Source organism: Streptococcus sanguinis, from assembly GCF_050225395.1.
Lineage (GTDB): Bacteria > Bacillota > Bacilli > Lactobacillales > Streptococcaceae > Streptococcus.
On the sequence record NZ_CP071431.1, the window covers coordinates 2110389 to 2135082 of the forward strand.

23 protein-coding genes are annotated in these 24694 nt (G+C 44.7%); 5 read left to right on the plus strand and 18 right to left on the minus strand.

Annotated elements, in window-relative coordinates; all coding sequences use genetic code 11:
- Nucleotides 1–46: 46 nt before the first annotated feature.
- The 9 genes from J1C81_RS10245 to J1C81_RS10285 all read right to left on the minus strand — a co-directional run bounded on the left by J1C81_RS10245 (nt 47) and on the right by J1C81_RS10285 (nt 9121).
- The gene (locus J1C81_RS10245) at nt 47–1141 is read right to left on the minus strand and encodes a glycerol dehydrogenase (RefSeq protein ID WP_002916098.1); all 1095 of its coding nucleotides are present in this window, start codon (nt 1139–1141) and stop codon (nt 47–49) included.
- A gap of 47 nt (nt 1142–1188) precedes the next feature.
- A complete protein-coding gene (locus J1C81_RS10250) occupies nt 1189–1857 on the minus strand; it encodes a fructose-6-phosphate aldolase (RefSeq protein WP_002916099.1) in 669 nt (222 codons plus the stop codon).
- Between the two features lie 14 nt (nt 1858–1871).
- Nucleotides 1872–4313 (minus strand): glycyl radical protein, encoded by a 2442-nt coding sequence (locus J1C81_RS10255; protein ID WP_002916101.1) that lies wholly within the window; start codon nt 4311–4313, stop codon nt 1872–1874.
- Between the two features lie 175 nt (nt 4314–4488).
- Nucleotides 4489–5790, minus strand: a complete 1302-nt coding sequence (locus tag J1C81_RS10260) for a PTS sugar transporter subunit IIC (RefSeq protein ID WP_002916103.1) — start codon at nt 5788–5790, stop codon at nt 4489–4491.
- Nucleotides 5791–5807: 17 nt separating this feature from the next.
- Entirely contained in the window at nt 5808–6119 is a 312-nt protein-coding gene (locus tag J1C81_RS10265) for a PTS sugar transporter subunit IIB (RefSeq protein WP_032909248.1), read from the minus strand.
- A 4-nt stretch (nt 6120–6123) separates the two neighbouring features.
- Nucleotides 6124–6462 carry a PTS lactose/cellobiose transporter subunit IIA gene (locus J1C81_RS10270; RefSeq protein WP_002916106.1) on the minus strand — a complete coding sequence of 113 codons (339 nt, stop codon included), beginning with the start codon at nt 6460–6462 and terminating at the stop codon, nt 6124–6126.
- A gap of 334 nt (nt 6463–6796) precedes the next feature.
- Nucleotides 6797–7288 carry a hypothetical protein gene (locus tag J1C81_RS10275; RefSeq protein WP_002916107.1) on the minus strand — a complete coding sequence of 164 codons (492 nt, stop codon included), beginning with the start codon at nt 7286–7288 and terminating at the stop codon, nt 6797–6799.
- Between the two features lie 101 nt (nt 7289–7389).
- On the minus strand, nt 7390–8361 hold the full coding sequence (locus J1C81_RS10280; RefSeq protein WP_002916108.1) for a sugar-binding transcriptional regulator: 972 nt from the start codon (nt 8359–8361) through the stop codon (nt 7390–7392).
- 16 nt (nt 8362–8377) lie between these two features.
- Nucleotides 8378–9121 (minus strand): DeoR/GlpR family DNA-binding transcription regulator, encoded by a 744-nt coding sequence (locus J1C81_RS10285; protein ID WP_002916109.1) that lies wholly within the window; start codon nt 9119–9121, stop codon nt 8378–8380.
- A 124-nt stretch (nt 9122–9245) separates the two neighbouring features.
- Here J1C81_RS10285 and J1C81_RS10290 point away from each other — a divergent pair, with 124 nt between their 5' ends.
- Nucleotides 9246–10022 carry a glycyl-radical enzyme activating protein gene (locus J1C81_RS10290; RefSeq protein WP_002901594.1) on the plus strand — a complete coding sequence of 259 codons (777 nt, stop codon included), beginning with the start codon at nt 9246–9248 and terminating at the stop codon, nt 10020–10022.
- Nucleotides 10023–10092: 70 nt separating this feature from the next.
- Here the strand turns inward: J1C81_RS10290 and J1C81_RS10295 are convergent, their stop codons facing one another.
- Nucleotides 10093–10962, minus strand: coding sequence for a glycosyltransferase family 2 protein (locus tag J1C81_RS10295; RefSeq protein ID WP_002898511.1), 870 nt, complete (start codon nt 10960–10962; stop codon nt 10093–10095).
- A gap of 211 nt (nt 10963–11173) precedes the next feature.
- Here J1C81_RS10295 and J1C81_RS10300 point away from each other — a divergent pair, with 211 nt between their 5' ends.
- Nucleotides 11174–12145 (plus strand): nuclease-related domain-containing protein, encoded by a 972-nt coding sequence (locus J1C81_RS10300; protein ID WP_002898513.1) that lies wholly within the window; start codon nt 11174–11176, stop codon nt 12143–12145.
- Between the two features lie 49 nt (nt 12146–12194).
- On the opposite strand, the gene J1C81_RS10305 is transcribed toward J1C81_RS10300, so the two are convergent.
- The 6 genes from J1C81_RS10305 to J1C81_RS10330 all read right to left on the minus strand — a co-directional run bounded on the left by J1C81_RS10305 (nt 12195) and on the right by J1C81_RS10330 (nt 18451).
- A complete protein-coding gene (locus J1C81_RS10305) occupies nt 12195–13604 on the minus strand; it encodes an LPXTG cell wall anchor domain-containing protein (RefSeq protein WP_002916110.1) in 1410 nt (469 codons plus the stop codon).
- Nucleotides 13605–13722: 118 nt separating this feature from the next.
- Entirely contained in the window at nt 13723–14652 is a 930-nt protein-coding gene (locus J1C81_RS10310; protein WP_002916111.1) for an aldo/keto reductase, read from the minus strand.
- 9 nt (nt 14653–14661) lie between these two features.
- A complete protein-coding gene (locus tag J1C81_RS10315) occupies nt 14662–16440 on the minus strand; it encodes a glycoside hydrolase family 35 protein (RefSeq protein ID WP_002916112.1) in 1779 nt (592 codons plus the stop codon).
- On the minus strand, nt 16441–17802 hold the full coding sequence (locus J1C81_RS10320; protein WP_002916113.1) for a PTS sugar transporter subunit IIC: 1362 nt from the start codon (nt 17800–17802) through the stop codon (nt 16441–16443).
- A gap of 5 nt (nt 17803–17807) precedes the next feature.
- Nucleotides 17808–18125: a PTS lactose/cellobiose transporter subunit IIA gene (locus J1C81_RS10325; protein ID WP_002914454.1), complete on the minus strand. Its 318-nt coding sequence runs from the start codon at nt 18123–18125 to the stop codon at nt 17808–17810.
- 8 nt (nt 18126–18133) lie between these two features.
- Complete coding sequence (locus J1C81_RS10330; protein WP_002916114.1) at nt 18134–18451, minus strand: PTS sugar transporter subunit IIB; 318 nt, start codon at nt 18449–18451, stop codon at nt 18134–18136.
- A 204-nt stretch (nt 18452–18655) separates the two neighbouring features.
- On the opposite strand from J1C81_RS10330, the gene J1C81_RS10335 reads away from it, so the two are divergent.
- Nucleotides 18656–19852, plus strand: coding sequence for an ROK family protein (locus tag J1C81_RS10335; RefSeq protein WP_002916115.1), 1197 nt, complete (start codon nt 18656–18658; stop codon nt 19850–19852).
- 86 nt (nt 19853–19938) lie between these two features.
- On the opposite strand, the gene J1C81_RS10340 is transcribed toward J1C81_RS10335, so the two are convergent.
- Both J1C81_RS10340 and J1C81_RS10345 read right to left on the minus strand, forming a co-directional pair.
- Entirely contained in the window at nt 19939–20835 is an 897-nt protein-coding gene (locus tag J1C81_RS10340) for a hypothetical protein (protein WP_002910768.1), read from the minus strand.
- A 232-nt stretch (nt 20836–21067) separates the two neighbouring features.
- Nucleotides 21068–22960: a M13 family metallopeptidase gene (locus J1C81_RS10345; protein WP_002916117.1), complete on the minus strand. Its 1893-nt coding sequence runs from the start codon at nt 22958–22960 to the stop codon at nt 21068–21070.
- Nucleotides 22961–23109: 149 nt separating this feature from the next.
- Here J1C81_RS10345 and J1C81_RS10350 point away from each other — a divergent pair, with 149 nt between their 5' ends.
- Together J1C81_RS10350 and J1C81_RS10355 are read left to right on the plus strand one after the other, a co-directional pair.
- Nucleotides 23110–23829: a metal ABC transporter ATP-binding protein gene (locus J1C81_RS10350; protein ID WP_032909778.1), complete on the plus strand. Its 720-nt coding sequence runs from the start codon at nt 23110–23112 to the stop codon at nt 23827–23829.
- 1 nt (nt 23830) lies between these two features.
- On the plus strand, nt 23831–24679 hold the full coding sequence (locus J1C81_RS10355; protein WP_032909779.1) for a metal ABC transporter permease: 849 nt from the start codon (nt 23831–23833) through the stop codon (nt 24677–24679).
- The last annotated feature ends 15 nt before the right edge of the window (nt 24680–24694 follow it).

The following is a 24694-nucleotide window of genomic DNA, read 5'->3' on the forward strand; positions in this document are numbered from 1 at the left end:
CCTGTCAGTCCTACAGTTGAAAGGTAGCTTGTTTTGTATCTTACTTTTATTTATCCAAATCCCTGACATATTGGTCGACTGCTAGGATGGCACCTGCAATGTCAGAAGCTGAAATCTCAAATGGCATCTGATGAATGGTTTCGCCCTCAATCGTCGCTTGCTGACCAACTTTGAGCAAATCTTCATAGCTGGCATTTTCCAAATGCATTTCTTTCAGAGTTGTCGGCATACCAATCTTTTGATAGAAGCGAATATATTTTTCCAATTCTTCTTTAGGTCTGTTTTCTAAGAAGAGCTGGGTCAAGGTTCCATAGGCAACTTTTTCGCCGTGGGTCAGGTGATGAATATCGCCTGTGAGAGCTGTAAAGCCGTTGTGGATAGCATGGGCTGCTGCTAAACCTCCGCTCTCAAAGCCGACGCCGCTGAGAAGGGTATTGGCTTCAATGATATTTTCCAGAGCTGGAGTTACAACTTTTGCTTCGCAAGCTGCAATAGCCTGCAGGCCATCTGAAAACAGTGTTTCTTCACACTTCTTCGCAATTGCCACACCAGCTAGACTCTGTCTTTGTCCCAACATGGTAGTGCCATTTTTCTGCTGGACAGCACGCGCTTCTACCCAAGTCGCTAAACCATCTGCAATCCCAGAAGCCAAAAGCCGTTTTGGCGCTCCAGCAATCACTTTCGTATCCACCAAGACAAGTTCTGGGTTTTTACTATAGAAAATGTATTTTTCAAAGGCGCCATCTTCTGTATAGATAACAGAAAGTGCTGAAGTTGGGGCATCCGTAGAGGCAATGGTTGGCGCAATGACTACGGGACGACCTAGTATGTCTGCAATCGCCTTCGCACTGTCAATCGTTTTTCCACCGCCTAGACCAATAACCAAGTCTGCTCCGTCTTTTTCAGCCAGAGCAACGACCCGATCAATTTCAGCATCTGAAGCTTCTCCGTTAAAAGCGACATGCAGCACATGAAAACCATAACGAGTAAGGTAGTCATTGAATTTTTCCCCAACAATCTGGTAAACCACATCATCACAAAGCAAGACTGGATGGCTTCCTAATTGAAGAATCTGTTTTGCATTTTCAAACAGAGCGTTTTCTCCCTGAATATAACGAGACGGACTTGCAAAAATTCTCATAGAACACCTCTTTCATTTATTCATAAATAGAGCATTAAATATGCCTTTTAAATGTATTCCTGATTGTGAATTGCTGACCAGTCAGCAGCAAAGTCATCCACTGCCTTAGAGATAGACGGCATGGCAAAGGCTGCTGCAAAGATATCTGGTCCTGCTGTAATGGCTTGGGCCCCATCAGCAAAAGCACGATTGATTTGTCCAACATTCTTAAAGGAAGCTGCCAATATTTTGCTGGCGGAATGATCCCGCTCAATCGCCTGAGCCAACTGGCTGATGACAGCATCTGAATCAATATTGAGATTTTCCATGCGGTTATAGTAAGGAGCAAGGTAATCAGCCCCCGCTTCAATAGCTAATAGCCCTTGAAAGGTTGTATAAATGGCTGTCGCTGTAATCTTGTAACCTTCTGGTTTAAGAGTTTTGATAGCTGCCAGCCCAGCCGGTGTGACCGGAACTTTAATGTAGACAGCATCGTCGCATTTTTTTCGAATTTCAGTAGCATCTTTCAAGATTCCCTCATAATCCTTGGCAACAACCTGCACATGGATAGATGGACCTTCTCCTATGATTTCCCGAACAGCGCGAATCCGTTCGAAGAAATCTATTTTCCCTTCTTTTTTTGCGATGGTCGGATTAGAAGTCACTCCCGCCAAGGGGAGGACTTCCGACCATTTTTTTATCTCCTCTAAATTTAAGGTATCAAGCATGAATTCCATAAATTGGACCTCTTTTACAACGTGTGCTCCGTACGTCCGATAATATCATCTTGCGTCGCCTTGGAAAGCACATTGAAGAAAGCAGAGTAGCCTGCAACGCGAACAATCAAATCGCGGTGTTTTTCAGGATGCTTCTGAGCATCAATCAAGGTTTCCCGAGAAACGACATTGTATTGGATATGATAGCCATGCAGACGGTTAAAGAATGTACGAAGCAAGGCAATTAGTTTCACTTTATCTTCTTCCTTAGACAGGGTCTGAGGATTCACTTTTTGATTGAGCAGAACGCCTCCTACGATTTCATCTGTCGGCAATTTAGAAACAGATTTCAATACAGAGGTCGGTCCGTTCTTGTCCATATTGTGGGATGGAGAGCAGCCTTCAGCGAGCGGTGTTCCAGCATTGCGGCCATCTGGTGTCGCCAAGGTACCGCGACCTTGACCGACATTGGCTGAAATAGAAGATGTTCCAGAGTAGCGGATACCGCCAATTGGACCGCGGCCATAGCGGGTATTTGGATATTTAGCGATTTCATCCACATAAATATCGTAAGCATCTGTCACTAGCTTATCTGCGTAATCATCATCATTACCATATTTTGGTGCATCATGAATCAGCATCTCTTGAATTTCTTTACCACGCTCACCTGCATAGTCCGTTTCAAGTGCATGCCAGAGTTCAGCCGGAGTCAACCTGCCTTCTTCAAAGACTAGCTTCTTGACGGCCGCTAATGAGTCTGATAGATTGGCAATACCGACTTGAAGGCCAGAAATATAGTCATAGACAGCTCCGCCCTCTTTCAAATGCTTACCGCGCCCGATACAGTCATCTGTCAAAGCTGAGCAGAGGATATCCGGCACTTCTCTCTCAAGAGACAGATCAATAGAATTTTCCACGATGACACTCATGCGGGTCAAATGACGCAAGGTCTTGTCCCAAGCCGTTTGCAGCTCAGCAAAGCTCTTCATATCTTTAAAATGACCGAAGCTTGGCGCAAAGCGCTTGCCAGATGCTGGATCAATACCATCGTTCATAGTAATCAGGAGCACCTTAGGGAAGTTCATGTAGCTCATACCTGTACAACGGTAGCCCCATTTACCAGGCACAGCTGTTTCCACACAGCCGATAGCACTGTAGTCGTAAGCATCTTCTTCTAAAACGCCTTTTGCGATAAAGGACGGAATGATGATTTCATCATTATTGAAGGCTGGCATACCGAAACCAAGCTTCATGACTTCGATACACTCATTCATAAAGCGAGCATCCAAGCCTGCATGATAACGAACGGTCAGATTCGGCTGAGGAAGATGAGTTTGAGCTACAGATTTCAACACAAGGTAGGAAAGTGGGTTGACTGCATCTCTCTTATCTCTCGTTTGGCCACCGATTGTCACATTTTGATAAAGGGGACTGCCCGCAGATGAGAATGTGTGGGCCTGACTGCGCACTTTATTAATGGTAATCGTTTTAATCCAGAGATTGGTTAAGCGTTCCACAATACTAGCCTCTGTCTCACGTCCAGCTTCCAAATCTGCCTTAACATAAGGATACATGTACTGGTCAAAGCGTCCATAAGAGAGTGAATGTCCGTTGGACTCGATCTGAAGAATACACTGGATAAACCAAACAGACTGAACAGCTTCAGCAAAGGTTGATGCTGGCTCGTACGGCACTTTAGAACAAATTCTAGCGATTTCTAAGAGCTCTTGACGGCGCTTAGGCTCTGCTTTTTCTGCCAGCTGATTGGCCAAGGCCACAAAACGCTCTGCATAAGCTTTCACAGCATCCACAACGATGAAAATGGAATCATAGAAGTGGTATTTGTCAATACTAGCCGGATCGGTCAAATCCAAAGCTTCCTTAGCTGCGCGGGCTTTTTCTTCAAAACCTTTCAGCCCATAGGCCAAGAGTTTTTGATAGTTGACCGCCAAGTGGGCGTCCCCAGAGTTCATCTTTCCTTCCATACCAAAGAAGCCAGTTTCCATATAAACCTGAACTTCCTCTGGAAGTAAAGCTCCAGCTCTCGCACGGAGGTTATTGTTTTCCCAGAAAGGAGCGATGCTGCGGAGCTGCTCTTTGGTTTCCTCTGTGATGTAGAAGACGTCTCCGTCCCGCTTCTCAAAAAGATCTAGTTCATTGAGTACAAACTCTAAAGTATACTCTGGAAAAATAGGCGCATCTTTATTAGATGAAGCCTGATTACCGACAATCATCGTTTCATCTTCGATATAGAGCGTCATATTTTCCAAAATCTCTTTGAGCATGTAAGCACGTTTCAACACATTTGGTTTTTCCTTATGCTTATCATAGGCCTTAGTAGCTAGGACAGCACGCTCTGCGTCAATATAGGGCTTTTTATTTAAAACATCTTCCCGATATTTATTCATCCGCTCTGTTAAGCTGCCAAAATAGTCTGTTTTTATTGTTGTTCTTTCTACTTCTTTTACTTGGATCATTTGGTCACGGCCTTTCTTATGAAATTTAATTTATTTCTTTCGTAACTATTGTAACATGCAAAATCTTAGAATTCAATCATTTATAGGCGATTACTGAATTAAAGATTTTTTGCACATTTGTGCCATCTGAGCCAAGAAACTTTTGTGTTTTTATCCATCAAAATCAGATTATTCTTCATTCTTCATTTTTCAATTCGTTATTGTAGGCAATCTTATCCTGAAACTTCACAAATGGGAAATAGACAAAGGCGGACATGGCTAAGATGACAATTTGAATGACTGCCCCTTGCCAGCCAGCGACCATAAAGCCAGAAATGATAGCCGGCGTACTCCAAGGCAAAGTCACACCTGCGAATGGTTGCATAAAGCCAACCGCAATCGCCATGTAGACAATCAAAGCGGCCAGAACTGGAACCAAAACGAAGGGCAGGAACATGACCGGATTCATCACAATCGGAAAACCAAAGACAACTGGCTCATTGACATTAAAGATTGCCGGGAAAGCTGCAACTTTCCCCAGAGCCTTATACTGCTTAGACTTGGCAGCAAAGAGCATGGCCACGACCACTCCGAAAGTAATACCGGAGCCCGACAAGATAAGAAAACTATCCAAAAATTGCTGGGTCACAATATGAGCACCTTGACTGACAGACAGCTTATCTGCAGCAAGCAGGGCCTTATTAGCATCCAGATTTGACAGCAGCAAGGCTGTTACGACACCATTGACAACAGACTGGCCGTGGACACCGAACCACCACAGGAAAGAAATGAAGAAAGCAATACCGATAGCTCCATACAGAGAGCCCGTCAGACCTTGCAGAGGCACCTGAATGACATCGTAAATCATCTCAATAAAGGTACCGCCACCAGTCGCTATCTTGGCAATAATATAAACAAGCATTGACAGCAAGAAAATAACGAAAGCCGGAATCATGGCTTCAAACTGCTTGGCAATCGCTTGAGGAACCTGCTCTGGCATTTTGATGACAATATGCTTTTGAATGAAAATCGTATAGATACTGCCAACTGCCAGACCAATCAGAATGGCCCCAATGATTCCTTGACCTCCAAACCAGACCTTGGCAATCGCATCTGCAATCGCTTCACCCTTTTCTGGTATGTAGGAGGATTTCAAAAGGATAAAGAAAGAAGAAAGAGACAGCACTCCTGCCGGCAGAGGCTCTACACCGCTGTTCTTGGCATAAGAATAGCCGATTGAAAAACAAGAAATCAGCCCCATAATGGCAAAGGTTCCTGAATAAACCTGCATGAACGGTTCTGTCCAGTCAGCCCCAAACATACCAGCAATGGCTTGATTTAGACCTTCAAACGGCAATTGCCCTACAATCAAGAATAGACTTCCCACAACTGTAAGAGGCAAAATTGCCAACATACCGTCTTTTAAGGCGATAATCCCGCGCATATTGACAAACTTCATAATCGGCGCAATGATTTTTTGAGTATCCACTTTAGACATAACGAAGCTCCTTGATTTTAATGTTTATCCAACAAACTCAAAGCGAGATTTAACACTTTTTCGCCATCTAGCATACCGTAATCAGCCATCGGAATAACTGCAATCGGAGTATGGCAACTGTCGCAAATAGCTTTAGACTTGTCCAGAGTATAAGCTACCTGCGGGCCCAATAAAGCGACATCCAAATCCGCTGCATAATCAGCCAGCTTAGCCTGAGAGTAGGCTTCGATCTCAGCTTCCAGCCCTTTTTCAGCTGCAGCTATCTTCATGTTGTTGACCAACATTCCTGTTGAAAAACCTGCCGCGCAAAACAAACCAATCTTAACCATCTTTTCATCCTCCTGATGATTCATTTTTCCCTTGTAATTCTCTTCTCAAGTCGATGATTTCCTTGATGAGATTAATCTCTGTAATGCTGGTCATCAAATGATCTTGAGAATGGACAAACAGCGCTGTGATCTCTGTTTTCGTTCCTCCAGCTTCCTGAGCTAGGAACTTGGTCTGCAAGTTATGGGCCTCTAACAGCGCCTTATCTGCAAGCTCAATCTGCTCATCGCATTCTGAAAACTTACCATCTTTAGCTAGTGATAAAGCTTGATAAATATGCTGCTTAGCATCACCGGCGTCTAAGATAAGGCCCATGATAATTTGATCTGCTACAATCATTTCCATATGTTACAACCGCTCCTATCTTTATGATTAACAAAAACCTGTTCTTTTGTTTGAAAGTAATTTATTTTTGTTTGTAACTAGAATGTATCACCTTTATCTCAGTCCGTCAATACATTATAGAACAAATTAGCTTATTTAAATTTTTTCGCACATTTGTGCAAAAAAATAAAAACTCCCCCCATAAAGGACAATTCTGTACAGCTTTATGCAACTGCGAATCAAAGGCACTCTATTAGATAAGAACGATAAGCAGATTCGGCACAAAAAAAGAAGCAGCAGCTATTCGCTTCTACTTCCTCATATATGCTATTTTAAGAAACCGAAACTTATCTTTTTAAATGGCTTTCTCAATTTCCTTTGCTATTTTACTTTTCCGCAATTTCCTCTGGAGAATGTATTTCAATAAAACAGCAGGATTCAGACTGTAGGATAATTGTAATTTAAAATAATTCATCCACTCGATGACAGCAAAAAACAAAATTGCTACTGGGATTATAAATGTGGGAAATCCACTGTAATTTAACATAATTATCAGGGCTCCCACACCCAGCAAAATAAGGTCTAAGATCTTTAGTACCTTATAAATCTTGCCTGTATATCTTTCAGCAAATCCTGGATTGGAAATCCTTTTTATCAAAATCCACCAAAAAACAGAGCCCTGTATCAGAATAAAACTCAGTACAAACAAGGAGAAAGAAATAGAAATCAAAGCTCTAGTAGTAAGAATCCATTTTTTGAGCAGGAAAAAATTCATCCAAAATACTAGCACAGCGACTAGCTCCCCTGTGGCTAAACTAGTCAATTTTTGTTTCATAAGCTTTTTCAAATCAACAATCCACCTCCATACATAAGTGCTAATCCACTATTAAAAAATAGGATTCCTGAATTCCGTCTTGGAAATCTATTGCACCTGAAATTCTACTACCATCAAGAAGTGAGGAAGCTACTATCTCCATCTAGTTCTAGCATTTTTAAAATAGTCGCTTCATCTGTGACCAAGTGATTGACATAGCCAGCTCGCAACACCGCTAAGATAGCAGCAGATTTTTGACTGCCATAAGCAAAGGCTAGACTAAGCGGCACTTTTTTCAAATTTTCCAAAGAGATGGCAATCGTTCGATTTTGCAAATGCTGGTAGACCATGTCCCCTTTTTTATTAAAGAAGCGACAGCAGATTTCTCCAACAGCATCCTGACTCTCTAGAGCAAGAAAATCCTCTGAGGTCAGCATGTCCAGCCATTGACGATTTCTGGTGTCAACCTGCCCGCCAATACCAACCACAGCTACATCCAGCTCCTGCCAGCTGCTTTTTAGATCTTCAAAATATTTAGAAGCTAAAATTCCATTTGCTAGTTGCTCATCTTCCTGAATAATCGTAGAATTTATAAAACGGCAGTCCCCATGGTATTTCCCAGCCATGCTATAGATGAGGGTGTTCACATGGTAACGTTCATGGATATGACTAGGTCCACCTGCCAAAGGAAAGAAATGAACATTTGTCAAATGCTTGTTGCTGGAGTGCTCTACTAAAAGGCTCAAGCTCTTGCCCCAAGAAAATCCCACTTTATCATTGTCTTTAATCAGGCTGCGTAGCATACCCGCAGCAGCTTGGGCAAGCCTTTCTTCCAAGTCCGCTGGAGATTCATCCACTAAATTACTGACAATTTCGATTCCCTTGAGCCCGTATTTTTCTTTTACATAGTTTTCCAAATGGAACAAGCGGGTATCAAAGTCTTCAATCTCAATCTTTACAATGCCCTCTTTTTTCGCTTCTGCCAGCATTCGGCTGATAGTGGTACGATAAATCCCTGTCTCAGCCGCAATGTCAGACTGGCTTCTTTCTTCGATATAGTAGAGATAAGCAATTTTTGCCAATAGTTTTTTTCTTTCATTTTTCATCTTATCTCCTTCTCTGCTAGATCAGAGTCAGCTTGATATCGGCAGCTTTCAAGCGCTCAACAGCCTCTTTAGGAATCGCCTTGTCAGTCACCACTTGAGCAATCTGCTTGAAGCCGAATCTCTTAACTATTCCTTTTCTGGTAAACTTACTTGAGTCCGTCAAGACAATCATCTGGTCAGATGCCTCTGACATATACTGCACAACCTCACTCCGCATCAGGTCCTTGCCTGTAAAGCCTAGATTTTCATCATAGCCATCTGTTCCGACAAAGGCATGTTCTACGTGAAAAAAGCGGATCATTTCCTTGAGAAGAGGCCCTACTGTCACTTGAGAATCTTTCTGAAATTCTCCGCCCAGTAAGATAATTTTACAAGAATCAGTTTGTTTTATATAATCCGCAATAAAATAAGAATTGGTAATAATCTTGACATTCTTCTTCGTTCGGCAGATTTCCTCAGCTAGCAAGGCGCAGGTCGAGCCTGATTCGATCATAATGGTTTCATTATCCTGAACAATTTTTGCTGCTTCCTGGGCAATTCGGCGCTTGGTATCATAATGAAAGGAAAGTCTGACATTCAGATCATCGCCGCTATTTAAAACAGCATAGCCATGCTCTCTGCGCAGCAGACCTTTGGTTTCCAGCTTATCCAAGTCCTTGCGAATCGTTACTTTGGACACTTTTAAGCGGTCAGACAAAGTATTGACATCGATTCGTTCAAATTCAGATACTAATTTAACAATTTCATCTAAACGTTCCATTCTTTCACCTCTGCTATTATTGTAACAAAAGACGCCTTAAAAATAAAATAAAAATAACTTTCATTCGTAATTGTTTTTCTTTCTAAAATAAGTTATAATAATTGTATCCAAAGGAGGCCTGAGTATGGAAACAACAAAAGGAATTATTTTCAACATCCAACATTTCAGTATTCATGATGGACCAGGGATTCGTACAACGGTTTTCCTCAAGGGCTGTCCTCTGCGCTGCCCTTGGTGCTCTAACCCAGAATCACAGCAATTCAGACCCGAGCCTATGCTGGATGCTACTACCAAAAAAAGCATCACTATGGGGGAGGAAAGAAGTGTCGAGGAGATTATCAACGAAGTCCTAAAGGACAGAGATTTTTATGAAGAATCTGGCGGTGGCCTAACCTTATCTGGCGGAGAGATTTTCGCCCAGTTTGAATTTGCCAAGGCCATTCTCAAAGCGGCTAAGGAAAAAGGGATTCATACCGCTATTGAAACAACTGCCTTTGTAGAACATGAAAAATTCGTGGATCTCATCCAGTACGTTGATTTCATCTATACCGATCTGAAACATTATAACTCTGTCAACCACCGCAAGGTGACTGGAGTAAAAAACGAATTAATTGTTCAGAATATCCACTACGCCTTTACTCATCAAAAGACGATTGTTCTCCGCATTCCTGTCATTCCAGATTTTAACGACTCCTTAGAAGATGCAGAGCGGTTTGCGACTTTGTTTAATGAACTATCCATCGATCAAGTCCAGCTGCTGCCTTTCCATCAATTTGGCGAAAATAAATACAAATTACTTGGCCGAAAGTATGCCATGGAAGATGTCAAGGCCTTGCACCCTGAAGACTTATTTGAATACCAAGATGTTTTTTTGAAGCATGACATTAATTGTTATTTTTAGTCTTTAATTTTCAAACACTAAAAAACAAGCTACGCTTTCAGCCCTATGGATGAAAGGTGGCTTGTTTTGTTTATTCTCCAAATAGTTGGAGTTTACTTTCAATTTCCTGATAGACCAGACTGGACTGCATACCGACGGCTGCAGCGCTGTCGCGACAATACTGGAGCAGGAAAGTGTAGTATTTGTAGTAGAAGCTCAGGTCATAGCCCAGCTTACCCAAAATGGCTAGCTGCTCCTCAAAACCTACAATCAAGTCTCGGAACCACTGCTCATTCCAAGTCATGGAGATGCTATTTGGCCGCAAGCGATAGTAATAGAGCGGTTCATTGAGGTAGATAATCTTCTCTGACTGAAGATACAGCTTATAAGTTGTAAAGGCATCTTCGGCCACTCGGCCGACTGGATAGCGCACTGTATCAAAGAGCTTACGCTTATAGAGCTTGGCCCAGGCACAGAGAAAGACACCGTCTAGCATGCGCCGTCTAGGATACTCCTCGATTATCTCTTCTCGCGTATAAAGGGTTTCAAAATGCTCTGTCGAATAGTAGAGGAAGGCTGAATCCTCTGCACGGAAGCTACAGTGGTGACCAATGGCAATATCCGCATCGTACTCCTTGAGCTTTTCATAAAGACGGGCAACATGTTGCTCAGGCAGCCAGTCATCCGAATCCACAAAAATCAAATAGTCTGCACTAGAGTGCTCAATCCCTGTGTTGCGGGCACCGGACAAGCCTTGATTGTCCTGATGAATAAGACGAATCCTCGCATCTTGGTCAGCCAGCTCTTGGCAAATCTGGCCAGAAGCATCTGTTGAACCATCATTGACTAGAATAATTTCCAGATTTTGATAGGTCTGACGACAGACGCTGTTCACACATTCTGCTAAATACTGCTCAACATTGTAAACAGGGATGATAACACTGATTAATTCCTGAGACATGATAACTCCTATTCTTTTCCTGTCTTTTTATTATACATGATTTTTTAGGTTTGTGAGGTGTTTTTGGAAAAATAAGTTTTTAAAGGATAGCTTTCTATTTTTAGACATATTTTAACCTATTGTTCAATTGTTGTGTTTTTACACTTATAAAAATCTTTCGTCCTTTATTTTGTGCTATACTCAAAATAGGGATTTTAAGGGAGATTAGGAAATGTTTGGATTCTTTTTCGTCGCATTTGTGGCTGTCTTTGGCATCGTCTTTTTTATCAGTTATAAGCTACTCGAAGACAGGGAAGATACGGACTCGGATTGGTCGTCCAGCCAAAGCCCAGAGCCTGACTATTTCCAGCAAACCCAGACTGCCCCTTGGGAACTCAAATATAACAAGGGAAAACAAGGAGAGTACCAGCTTGGTCAGGTCCTGAACCAGCTCTATAGCTATAAAAAGATTTTGTACAATCTCTATATCTTCAAAGAAGATGGCACTACCACTGAGATTGATGCCCTGCTGATTCATCCATCTGGAATTTACATTTTTGAGTCAAAAAACTACAAGGGCTGGATCTTCGGCTCAGAAAACCAGCAATACTGGACTCAGGTTCTTTCCGGTGGCCGCGGAAAATCTTACAAGCATTCTTTTTTCAATCCCATTATTCAAAATAAAGTTCATCTCAAATGGCTCAACTACTATCTCAACCAATACACGCCAAATCTATATTCCTATATCGTCTTTGGCAATGACTGTCAGCTTAAGGAAATCCATCTAAACAGTGACAGGCATAAGGTTATTCAGACCTGGCAAGTGATTGGGACAATTGACCGGCAGGCCTGCCAAAGTCAAGTCTACCTGTCGCCTGATCAGATTGACGACCTCTATCGTATGCTCCTGCCCTTGACCAAGCGAAAGCAGGTCATCAAAGAGCGCCATATTAACCACATTGCTCAGAATAAGCAGCGTAGAGAAGCAGAAAAGATCTGCCCTCGCTGCCAACATGGATTGGTGCTCCGTACAGCAGGCAAAGGTTCTAAGGCCGGTCAGAAATTTTGGGGCTGCTCCAACTTCCCTAGATGCCGCTTTACTCAAAAATACCAGGAGCCAGTCTGCAGTCCGCCCGCTGCGCAAATACCTAATTTTGGACAGCCTGTCGTGCAAAACCTAAATCAAACACAAAGCAACAGCTAGAATCTGCTGTTGCTTTTTTATAGATTATTTTTCCCTCTAGCTTGCAAAACTAAGATTTTTTCTTCAAGCCAAGGAAGCCAGCACCCAGTCCTAAGAGCCCGAGTCCAAGCAGATTGGTCAATAGGCTGCTTTGGCTGCCGGTCTTAGGCAATTGTTTGGAAGAAGCTTGTTGAAGAGTTGACTCTTGAGACGCTTCTTGAGGATCCGTCTGGCCGCTTGTTTTGTAGGTCAGATTTTCTGCTTGGCTACTCTTTGGATCAGGGCTTGCAGGAGTTTGCTGCTGGGCTTGATTTTGAGAGGCCTGCTCCATATCGGCCAACGGCACGACGCTCTTCATAAACTCATCTTGTGAAATGGCCCTTTCTTCAACTGCATCTTGAATACCAGTGAGACTGACAAAATAGTAACGAGCCCAATCCTTGGTCAGTCGCTGAATACCAGCTAGACCAGCTCCTGGATACCAGAGCGGCTTACTCACTTCTTCAGCAAACTTCCAGTCACCGCCAACTTGAATACCAAGCTTGGCATCAGGGTCAGATTTTTCAGAAATACGAGCTTCTACGGAAACTAAAACAGCCCGAATGTTTTGAGGATTCGGAATATCACGGGCTTGATCAGAGCCCCAGTGGGTAACCCGATCCTGCTTAGGTAATACCTCAATAGCTGTTCCACCGCCAGCCAAGGCTTCCTGCCGTGCATCTTCTACATAGCTGGACATATTGCCCTTGAATTGAGCCACCCATTGAACCCCTTGAGGGTGATCCACAATTTTCTCCCAGACATTGGAGTCCTTCCGGAGCACAAAAGCCTGCATGTTCCGAATATCCGCCCAAGCATTGCCAGCCTTATTGTCCGTCATTTCCATCACAACGCCCCAAGGATCAAATTCGTTCATCCATTTGCCGCGTTCCTTGTCAAAGACAGCCTTCGCTTCTTCGTCGGTCATCCCTTCGCCTTTATAAGCAAGGTAGTACCAATCCGCCGCTGGGTCATATGTCGGACGGCCGCCTAACACGACAGCTCCGCCATTAAATTGGCCAGGACCGCCATTAGGACCGCGCTTTTGACGCTCCCCATTTTCTTCAACGACATTTTCCTCCGACCAAACCCAGACATCCCCTTGATTGGCTCCCATCTGAGCAATGGCGCGCTGCTTCTGCTCATCGGACATGACCTGACTGGCTGGCAACTCGCTAGCGGCTGCAGCTGATTCGGCCTGATTTGCAGGAGCTGCTTGGGGTTCAGCTACAGCTGGATTTTCAGCCTCGGGGCTTGCTTGCGCTGCTGGAGAAGCCGGCGTTTCAGCTACTGCGGCAGGGGCAACATCTTCTGCTTCAACTCTTGAGACAGCTGTCAAAGCTGCTAAGGACAAGAGGGAAGCACATAGCAGCAAGCTGCTCCCATACTTAGCAGCAGAAGTAGATTTTGCTAGGGCTTGCCAAGAAAACTTATTATTCATATCATTCTCCTTTCATAAGGTGCAGAGTCGAGCTTAATCAATAAAGCAAGCAGACTGATTCACTGCTCTTAACCTTCATTGATTCTGAATAACAAATAATCTCCCTGCAAAAACAAGCTTAGGGCAGAGGATTCCCCGCGCTCTTGTAAATCTTATACCAATCAGCCCTAGAGAGTTCAATATCAAAAGCAGCCACCATTGAGCGAATTCGCTGTGGATTCATGGAGCCAACAATCGGCTGCATTTGTGCTGGATGACGCAAAATCCAGGCGAGAACTAAGGCTTCAAAAGAAACTTGATAGTCTGACGCAAAGGCATGCAGAGTTTCTGTAAGCTGAGCATATTTAGGATGCTTCATAAAAAGTCCTTGGTTCAAGTCAACCTGAAATGGTGACCAAGGCTGAATCGTGATATGATGCAATCGACAATAGTCCAGCACACTACCGTCCCGAACAATTGCTAAAGGATTGAGCATATTGGCATTAAGCCCAGCATCCAGCATCGGAGTGTGGGCTGGACCAAACTGCAGTTGGTTGGCAATCAAGGGCTGCTCCACACTCTTTTGCAGCAGCTCAATTTGATAAGGATTTTGATTGCTGACTCCGAAATAGCGAACCTTCCCGGCTTGGTGCAGCTGTGAGAAAGCTTCAGCCACCTCTTCCGGCTCTACAAGAGCATCTGGCCGGTGCAGGAGGAGCACATCCAGATAGTCTGTCTGCAAGCGCTCCAAGCTGCCTTCAACCGAGCTGATGATATAATCCTTAGAAAAGTCAAAATGGTAGTTAGTGTGAACATCTCGCAGTCCGCACTTGGACTGGATGAGAACTCGATCCCGGGGAATCTTAGCCGAGCGAAGAGCCTGCGCAAACTTAGCTTCAGACTGGCCGCCAGCATAGACATCTGAGTGGTCAAAGAAATTAATTCCCACTTCTAATGCTGTTTCAAGAACGGAAACAACCTCTTTAGGATCATGCTCTGCCAGTCGCATGCAACCCAAAATCAGCTGACTGGCTCTTTCCAGTTCATTCCCGACTGTCATATATTTCATCGCAACACCTCATTTCTTATAGACTGGATGGTCAAGTAAAGTCAACTCTTCAATCTTGACATTTTCAGTTTCAAAGACGATAAATTCATTCTTTTCCTTAAGCAGGCCAGACGGCACATAGAGATAGTGAATCGGTCCTTCATTCCAGTAGCGGCCTAAGTTGAAGCCGTTGACCGAAATACAGCCTTTCCCATACTTGGAGCAATCAATGAAGGTATCAGCGATATCATCCAACTCCGCTTCAAAGCGATAGAAGGTCGGTGCTTTGACTCTTTCCGGTGGAGCTGAGTAGCAGTCTAGCTTGGCCAGCATTTCCTGGTCAAACTTGAGCGCATAATGCTTCCAGCCCTTACGGAACTGGTGGTTAATCATGATACCGCCCTTGACTCCCTTGGATTGACTGGGTGCGCCCAGCTTGTAACCATAGTTGACCCGCCCCATATTTTCCACCAGCACATCAATCTGAATCCGCTCGGTATCAGCTGAGAAGAGCATTTCATCACCGATTTCTTCACGATACTGAGTAGCCAGGTGCTCCTGATTGACATAGAAATGACAGCGGTCATGAGTCTCCAAGGCCTTGAGCCTTTCCTCATGGTATTGATTTTTGATATCGGAACGGTAGAGGATATAGCCATGATTCTGCCCAATCTGCTCCATAGGCTGCGGATAATCCAGCAGAATTTCCTCTGTGATATCCGCTGCCACATCCAGCAGGTTTGCAGTACCAAGCAGTGGAAAACTGCCATAGGCCTTAGCCTGTCGGCTAATAGGCTCCATCTGCTCAAGCTCTGGAAAGACCTCGTGGGTCACCCGCTGAACAGCGTAGTATTTCTCGGTCGGCTGCCCCCACTCAGTAATGGGTGCGTCAAAATCATAGGAGGTAATCTGTGGCAAATCCTTGGTCTTTCGAGCTGAACAGCCACTGATAAAGCCAAAGTTTGTCCCACCTCTCAAGAGGAAGAGGTTCATGCTGCCCAGCTGCAGCATTTCTTTGACATCCTGGGCCAAATCTTCTGCCTCTCGCCGAACGATTTCCTCGCTCCAGCGGCTGAACCAACCATCCCAAAACTCTGTACACATAAGTGGCCATTTCTTGCCATAGCGTTCCATGAAAGCTCGCAGATTGTCTGTATTTTCCTTGGGCTGAGATCCGAAATTCCCCGTCACAAAAATATCATCCTCAATCAAGGTCCCAGATTCCAAAGCCTCTATCCATGTCCCATCAGAAGTAAAGAGGGGAACCGAAACTCCACGTACCTTCATCATCTGGGCAATGCTGCGCATGTAGGCCTTGTCCTCGGCGTAAGAACCGTATTCATTTTCCACCTGCATCATGAGGATAGGGCCGCCTTGATCACTCTGATAGGGCAAAAGCTTGGGAAAGAGCCAGTCATAGAAATGACTGACCTTTTCCAGAAAAAGCGGATGATTGACCCTCAGGCGCATCGAAGGATATCTCAAGAGCCAAGCCGGCAGGCCGCCAAAGTCAAACTCTGCACAGATGTAGGGCGTCGGACGGACAATGAGATAAAGCCCCATCTCCTCAACCAACTTGAAGTATGCTTCAAAATCCAGCATGCCCTCTGCCTGAAACTGTCCTTCCTGAGGCTCATGCAATGCCCAAGGAATATAGGTTTCTACCGTATTAAAGCCTAGAGCTTTGAGATTGTAAAGGGTATCTCGCCACTGGTCTGGATGAAGCCGGAAATACTGAATAGCTCCCGATAAAATCTTAAAAGGCTTGCCATCCAGGTAAAATTCTTCTTTAATTTCAAATTTTGCCATCTATCCAAGCTCCTCCTGTTTATCTGCCATCTTGACAAAGGGCAGATATATAGCGGTCGAAATAGCGATGTTAACCAGCGAAAGAATAATTGCCCGCCAGTCGAAGGCTGTCGCAAAGAAACCGTAGAGAATCGGCGGCATTACCCAAGTAACGTTTTGAGTAACCGGCGCAACCAAGCCCATAGAGGTTGCAAAGTAGGCTACTGTTACCATGACCATTGGCGTCAGGACGTATGGAATAAACATAATTGGATTCAAAACGATTGGCAGACCGTACATGACTGGCTCACCGATGTTGAAAACCATTGGGAAAATTCCCAACTTGGCAACTTCGCGATAGTGCTTGTTCCGAGATTGCCAGAGAATGGCAATGGCAACCCCAATCGCATCAAACCAGACAAAAGCACCGAAAGAATTATCCGTCCACATGTAAGGAATCGCATACCCAGCCTGATAAGCTTCCAGATTGGCCAGCATGGTCACACCAAAGAGACTAGCCATAACTGGCGCCAGCACATTACCGCCGTGCAGTCCGAAGAACCAGAAAATCTTATTGAGAAAGACAATGAGCAGCACAGCCCAGAAGCTTTGAGACAAGCTGAGAAGCGGCGCCTGAAGAATCTTGTAAATCCAGTCAATCAAGAGCTCGCCTGTCACCAGATTAAAGAGATAGGTCGCAATTCCCACGACATACATGGCAATTGCAGCCGGAATGATAGACAGGAACGGCTTCATGATAGCTGGAGGAACAGAATCCGGAAGTTTGATAGTCCAGTTACGATTCATGACCTTACAGAAGATGATGACAGACACAAAACCAATCAGAATGGCAGTAAAATAACCACGCGCACTAATCTGGTCACCGGGAATGACACTGTTAATCGTCACAGACAAGTTACTGCCGTCAAGTTTTAGCTCTGGAAGTTTTGAAATCGCCTTGCTCAGCCCTGGTGTTTTGCCAGCCAACTCAAAGGTTTTAGTAACTGATCCACCAATGGTAATGATATAGGAAGCAACAGCTACCAGACCGGCAGACACCTTATCAGTATTGTAAATCTTAGCGATATTGACCCCGAAGGTAAAGAGGAACAAGAGGGTAACGATAGGAATACTGCCCTTAAATACCAGCCAGTTAATATCAATCAGCCACTGGAAGGTAGAGGAAATCCAAGTCCAGCCGAACTGTCCTGGCAAGTCAGATAGAAAGGCATTTACCATGAGGGCGAAAGAGCCCGTCATAATCACAGGCATGGTCCCAATAAAGGAATCCCGCAGGGCAACCAGAAATTTTTGGTTGCCGATTTTATTGGCAATAGGCATGAGACGCGCTTGCCATTTATCAACCAAACTACTCATCTGCATTTCTCCTATTCATCAAATTTTTTATGTAAATCAACAATCTCCTTTGCCAAATCAACAAAGGCGATACTGGTCATGAGATGATCCTGCCCATGCACCATAAATAAACTAAGTTCTGTCTTCTCTCCTTGTGCCTCCTTGGTCAGCATTTCAGCTTGAGCGTGATGGGCTTGCAGCAGGGCCTTCTGAGCCTGACTCAGCCTCTCCTGCGCCCGGTCAAAGTCCTGCTTTTTTGCTGCTGCAATGGCTTCGATAGCACAAGACTTGGCCTCTCCGCCATACATAATGAGGGTCATAGCGACCTCTAAGGAATCTTTATTTTCCATAGGAGTACCTACTTCATGAGCGACTCTGCCAGATCCAGGACCTTATCCCCCTTCATCATTCCGTAGTCCGTCATAGGGATAACATCCACCGGAATGCCTTTTGAAGTTAGTTTTTCCTGTAAATCCTCCAATAGATAGCGGACCTGAGGTCCCAGCAAAAGGACATCAACCTTTTTCTCGCTCAGATAGTCTTCTGCTTCTGACACTGGCACCGCAAATATCGTCGCAGCTAAGCCTCGCTCCTCTGCAGCTTTCTGCATTTTATTGACCATGAGACTGGTGCTCATCCCAGCCGCACAGACTAACATAATCTGTTTTGTTTCCATCGACATCCTCCTTTATAAATCTGACCTAACCTGCAACGACGCTTGCTATTTATTTTTAATATATAAACAAAAATCCAAAAATAGAATATTTTTCACTATGTTATTAATATTCTATAAACATTATAACTATTTTTCTGTACTATGTCAACGCTTACATTTGAGATTTCTAGCTTTTTTTGATAGTATAGCAGCAGAGGAAACAAGATGACACGAACTAGAAAACAAAACGAGCTAAGGGCAACTGTTCTGGATCAGCTCTACGCCAAACGACCGATTTCCCGGATTGATATTTCAAAAGAAACTCAGATTACACCAGCCACGACCGGCAGCATCATCAATGAATTGATCAAGGAAGGCTTGGTTCTGGAGCTGGGTGAGCTCAATGACGAGAGCGTAGGCCGCAAGAAAACCCTGCTAGATATTGCGCCTCGTAGCCGCTACTATCTGGGCTTTGAGATTTCTGAAAAACAGCTGGCCATAGTCATCGCTGACAATACCGGTGAGATTGCAGAAAGCAGCATTCGGACTTATCAGGTCGAGGTGACAGGTGGCCCGTCTGACCAGGGAATCATCCAGCTCATTCAAGATTTTCTGAAAAAGAACAGCCAATACCCCATCTCAGCGATTGCCCTCGGGCTGCCGGGGCATGTGAATCTCTCTGAGAGTGATTTTATTATTTCTAAAAACCCCCACTGGGGACAGATTAACCTGCGGACTATTCAAGAGGCCTTTGACCTCCCTGTCTACTTTGCCAATAAGTCCCACTGTTTGACACTGGCTGAACGTCTCTTTAGCTATCATCCGACAGACAGTAATTTTATCGTCTATCATGTCGCCAGAGGTATTCATTGCTCTTACATGTACAAGGGCAGTATTTACAGTCAGGAAAATTATCTTATCGGGGAGGTGGGACATACCGTCATCAATCCTGAAGGCGAGCGCTGTCCTTGCGGTAAGCACGGCTGCCTGCAGGTTTATGCCAGTGAGAGCGCTCTGATTGATAAAGCAGCTATCCTGTATCGGGCTTCCCAGACCTCGCTCTTAAAGACCCTTGTAGAGGACGTCAATGACATTGATTTGACAAGTCTGATGACAGCCTATCGCTTAGGAGACTTGGGCAGCATTGAGTTGATTCATACTGCCTGCCGCTATCTGGCCATTTCCATTTCCAATCTCTGCCAGCTTATTGATAGCGAAAGGATTTATCTGGACGGCCAGCTCTTCTCCTATCCGGTGATTGCCGAGCAGGTTCTGGCTCAATTAGAGCAGGAAGTGCCTCTCTTTCCAAAACAAAAACAAGCAGAGATTGTTATTATCCCCTACTCTAAATACAGCATTGCCCGCTCTGCAGTCAGCCTCTGTGTCTATCATGAATTTTTAGATAAAAAAGGAAACCTATAAAGGCCGAGACAACAATCTCGGTCTTTTTTATAAAAAATAGAGACAGGCTTTCTAGGAGCTTCCCCAAAAAAGTCTGTCTCATTTTACTATCTATTAATCGAACGTGAAATCATGGAAATGGTGTGGCGCTGTCCTCTGAGAGCCTTGCTCATGGCAAAGATATTTTCCACCGGAGCCAGACAGCCGTAGCCGGAGTCTCCGATATGCTGGATATCTACACCGCAGATTTTGTTGCGGATGGCCATTTGCTTGACAATATCCTCATCAGCACTCTCCTGGCTGGTACCGATAGCACTCATAACCAGTGCCCCCTTTTGATGAGCCAGTCGGACAATCTGCTTTAAGTCCTGCTCATCAAAGCCTGGCACACTGCCGACTGCCGGTGCTAGGACAATATCAACACCAGCTTCGATAAATTGAGCGATTGCTTCTAGGTCTGCTACCGGCTCATCCACACCCGAAGCATGCATTTTGCCTGCAATCAGGAGGCCTGAAAAATTCTCCTTGACCACTCGAATGGTGTCAATAATGGCTTGATTGGTGACACCAGTTCCCGGATTACCCGTCAGGCAGATAAAGTCAACGCCCAACTCTTCTGCTCGCTGAATGGTCGCTAGACTAGCCTGACGCCCCTCATCAATAATCAGGCGTTCTCCTGCCATCTGGGCCTGACTGTCCACCGGCTCTAGATTGATACCGATAGGACGGCCAACCAAGCGGTGCAGCTCCTCAACAAAATCTTCCTTGGCGTCCAGACCAGCCACAAAAGGCTGGAAGATATCAATCCCATTCAGCAAAATCAAGTCAGCACCAAAAGACCGAGCAATCTCTGCATTGGTCACATCACCGATATAAGATTCTTTAAAAGCCACGTTTTCAGACAGGATAACGCGGCCCTCACTGGCCTTGATGCTCTGTTTCAGCTCCGGCGCAGTCATATTTAAAATTTCTGAAGCATTTGAACTAATGAATCGTTTTACCATAAGAACATCTCTTTTCTTTATTATTCATTAATAAACACTTTGAAATCTATTCTATTTGGATATTTTGTTTGTTTTTTGTTATCAACTACAGTATAGCACAAGGCCATAGAAATGTAAACGCTTTATATTTTCTTTGACAAAATAGTCTGCTTTCACAACCAAAAGCAGACTATTGAAATGAACTCGATTATTTTTGAACTGAGCAGGATTCGATAAGCGTCTTATCTCTGCATCACCAGATGACCACCCGCTCTTCTGGGCTCCGCCACATGCCGTCTCCCTCTTGCACATCAAAGGTCGTAAAGAAATCGTCAAAGTTAGGCAGCTGTACATTGGTCCGAAGCTTGGCTGGCGCATGGACATCCACGCTTGCCAGGAGCTTCATATATTCCTCCCGGCCCTTCATCCGCCAGATACGGGCAAAGTTGGTAAAGAATTCCTCAGCAGAAAAATCTGCTTCTTTCTTGGCTGCTTCTAGGGCTGCTGCAATGCCGCCCAAATCTGCCACGTTTTCTGAAACGGTCAGCTTGCCATTGACCTTAGCACCATAGGAATCCTGTCCTTCGAACTGGTCAATGACCTTTTGAGTCCGCTCGGTAAAGGCTTGATAGTCGTGCTCCGTCCACCAATTATTAAGACTGCCATTTTCATCAAAGGAAGCGCCGTTGGTATCAAAAGCATGAGAAATCTCATGGGCGATGACCGCTCCGATACCACCGTAATTGGCTGACGAGGATTGATGCAGGTCATAGAAAGGTGCCTGCAGGATAGCCGCTGGAAAGACAATCAGGTTTTTCTGTGGATTATAGTAGGCATTGACCATATGGGCTGGCATTCCCCATTCCTTGTAATCTACTGGTTGATTCCACTTGCTCCAGCTGTAAGCAATATCAATCTGGCTCAGCTTCTGAGCATTTTCAAAGAGAGTCAGCTTTTCATCCACAACCTTTCGAGTGTAGCGCTCAGGCAGCTCGTCAGGATAGCCAATATAAGGCTTGATGGCATTGAGTTTGACAATAGCCTTGTCCCGAGTTTCTGGTGTCAGCCAGTCATTCTGGGCTAGGCGGTTTTTGTAAACTTCAATCATTGTCGCCACTTTTTGCTCCACATCAGCCTTGGCTTCAGGTGAGAACTTTTGACCAGCATACCAAAGACCGACAGCTTGATTGAAGGGACCTTGGGCCAGGTAAAAGGCTGCTTTTTTCTTGTCCTGAGCCTGAGGAGTCCCTGATAGAGCACGATGATAAGCTCCTGCTAAGACACGGATGTCATCCGTTAGATAAGGGGTCGTATTGCGGACAGCAGAGAGAATCAGCAAAGCATGGAGCTTATCCCAGTTAGTGGCTGTATAGATATCCTTAGCCACCTGCCAAAAACGCTCTTCTGGCACAATGACTTGGTCGGGTTCTTGACCGATTAACTTGGTGAAAATACCCGCCAGAGGCAATTCTGGTACCAAGGCTTTGAAATCGTCCCACTTATAAGGATGGTAGAGTTTAGCATACTCAGAGCTTTCTTCATTAGACAGAACATACTGAGCAAAAACAGCATCCAACTCCAAGACCTTATCCAAAAGATCCTTGATTTCCTCTTCTGCAAAGTCAAATGTTGCCAGCAAATCTTCCTGAGCCTTGCGCCATTTCGCGAGCAGGTCTGCCTTCTGCGGATGATCCTCCGCATAGTAGGTCGTGTCTGGCAAAATCGTTCCCGGTCCGTCTGCCCAAAGGACATTGATACGAGCATCCATAAAGTCAGGCGCCACACCAAAGGGGAAATAAGTCGGCTTGCCAGCCAGCTCAAAATCAGCAATCTTAGAAGCATAGTCTTCAAAAGACGCTAGGTTGCGAATCTCATCAATGTAGGCACGCGCAGGCTCAATCCCTGCCGCTTCCCGCTTGTCATAATCCGCTGCTAGTCGATGGTAAGCAACAAAGTTCTGCAGAATGGCATCTTCTGGCACTCCATCGCCAGCCAGCCATTTGTCGGTCGTAGAAAGCATAAGTTCCTCAATCTCATCTGCCAGATCCATGAAGCCGCCCGTCACTGGCTTATCATCAGGAATAACCGCCGTCTTGGCCCACTCACCATTAATCGCATCATAGAAATCATCTTGTAGTCGTGTCATCTTCTTCTCGCTTTCATGCTTTTGATATAACCTTATCAAAATCTACTTGTTTTTTCAAACGTTTCTCATATTAATTTTAGAGATTTATTAAAAATTAACTTGACTTAATTTTTGTTTTAATGTATATTAAAACCATAGAGGTGTATGAGATGATTACGATTAAAGATTTGACTGTCAGCTATCAGGATACGCTGGCTCTTGAGCCCCTTTCATTAACCATTAAGGAGCCAACCATTACTGGGATTATTGGTCCTAACGGAGCTGGAAAATCCACCCTGCTCAAGGGCATGCTAGGGATTATCGACCACCAAGGCCAGACTCTGCTGGATCAAAAGCCACTGCAGAACTCTCTCCAACGGGTTGCCTATGTGGAACAAAAGATTAATATTGATTATCATTTTCCTATCAAAGTCAAAGAGTGTGTCTCTTTGGGGCTTTACCCTCAACTTAAACTTTTTCAGGGGCTAAAGAGTTCCCATTGGAACAAGGTGGCTGAGGCCTTGAAAATTGTCGGTTTAGAAGACTTGGCAGAGCGTCAAATTAGCCAGCTGTCTGGCGGGCAATTCCAGCGAGTCTTGATTGCTCGCTGCTTGGTTCAAGAGGCGGATTGTATCTTTTTGGACGAACCCTTCGTCGGGATTGACTCTGTCAGTGAAGAGATTATCATGTCTACACTGCGCAGTCTCAAAGCCGCAGGCAAGATCATCCTGATTGTCCATCATGACCTGAGCAAGGTTGTTGATTATTTCGACCAAGTTATCCTGCTCAATCGTAAGCTGATTGCCTTTGGTCCTACCGAGACCAGCTTTACCAAGGACAATATGAAAAAGACTTACGGCTCCCAGCTCTTTATGAATGGAGGTGCCTAGAATGATTTTAGAATTTTTCCAAGGGCTGCGGGACTTTCACTTTCTGCAAAATGCCCTCATCACAGCCATCGTCATTGGGATTGTTGCTGGAGCTGTCGGCTGCTTTATCATTCTGCGCGGCATGTCGCTCATGGGGGATGCTATCTCTCATGCGGTTCTGCCCGGTGTGGCCCTGTCCTACATTTTAGGGATTAATTTCTTTATCGGAGCCATCACCTTCGGACTTTTGGCCTCGATTATTATCACTTACATCAAGGGCAACTCCATTATTAAAAGCGATACGGCCATTGGGATTACCTTTTCTTCCTTCCTAGCTCTGGGTGTGATCCTAATCGGCGTTGCCAATAGCTCCACTGACCTCTTTCATATTCTCTTCGGGAATATCTTGGCCGTACAGGATATTGATATGTGGATTAGTATTGGAGTCGGAATAGCTGTGCTCTTAATCATCACCCTCTTTTTCAAACAGCTATTGATTACTTCCTTTGACCCCTTGCTGGCTCAAGCAATGGGCATGCCAGTCAGCTTCTACCACTATCTGCTGATGATTCTCTTGACCTTGGTCTCTGTGACAGCTATGCAGAGCGTGGGAACCATTCTCATCGTCGCTCTCTTGATAACGCCAGCAGCAACGGCCTACCTCTATGCCAACAGTCTGAAAACCATGATCCTGCTGTCCTCAGGACTGGGAGCTCTGGCTTCTGTACTTGGCCTCTTTATCGGCTATAGCTTTAATGTCGCTGCAGGATCCAGCATTGTCCTGACCTCTGCCCTCATCTTTCTCATCTCTTTCTTTATTGCACCTAAGCAACGCTATTTAAAACTTAAAAACCGACCTAAACTAAAATAAAAATCAATGGAGGAA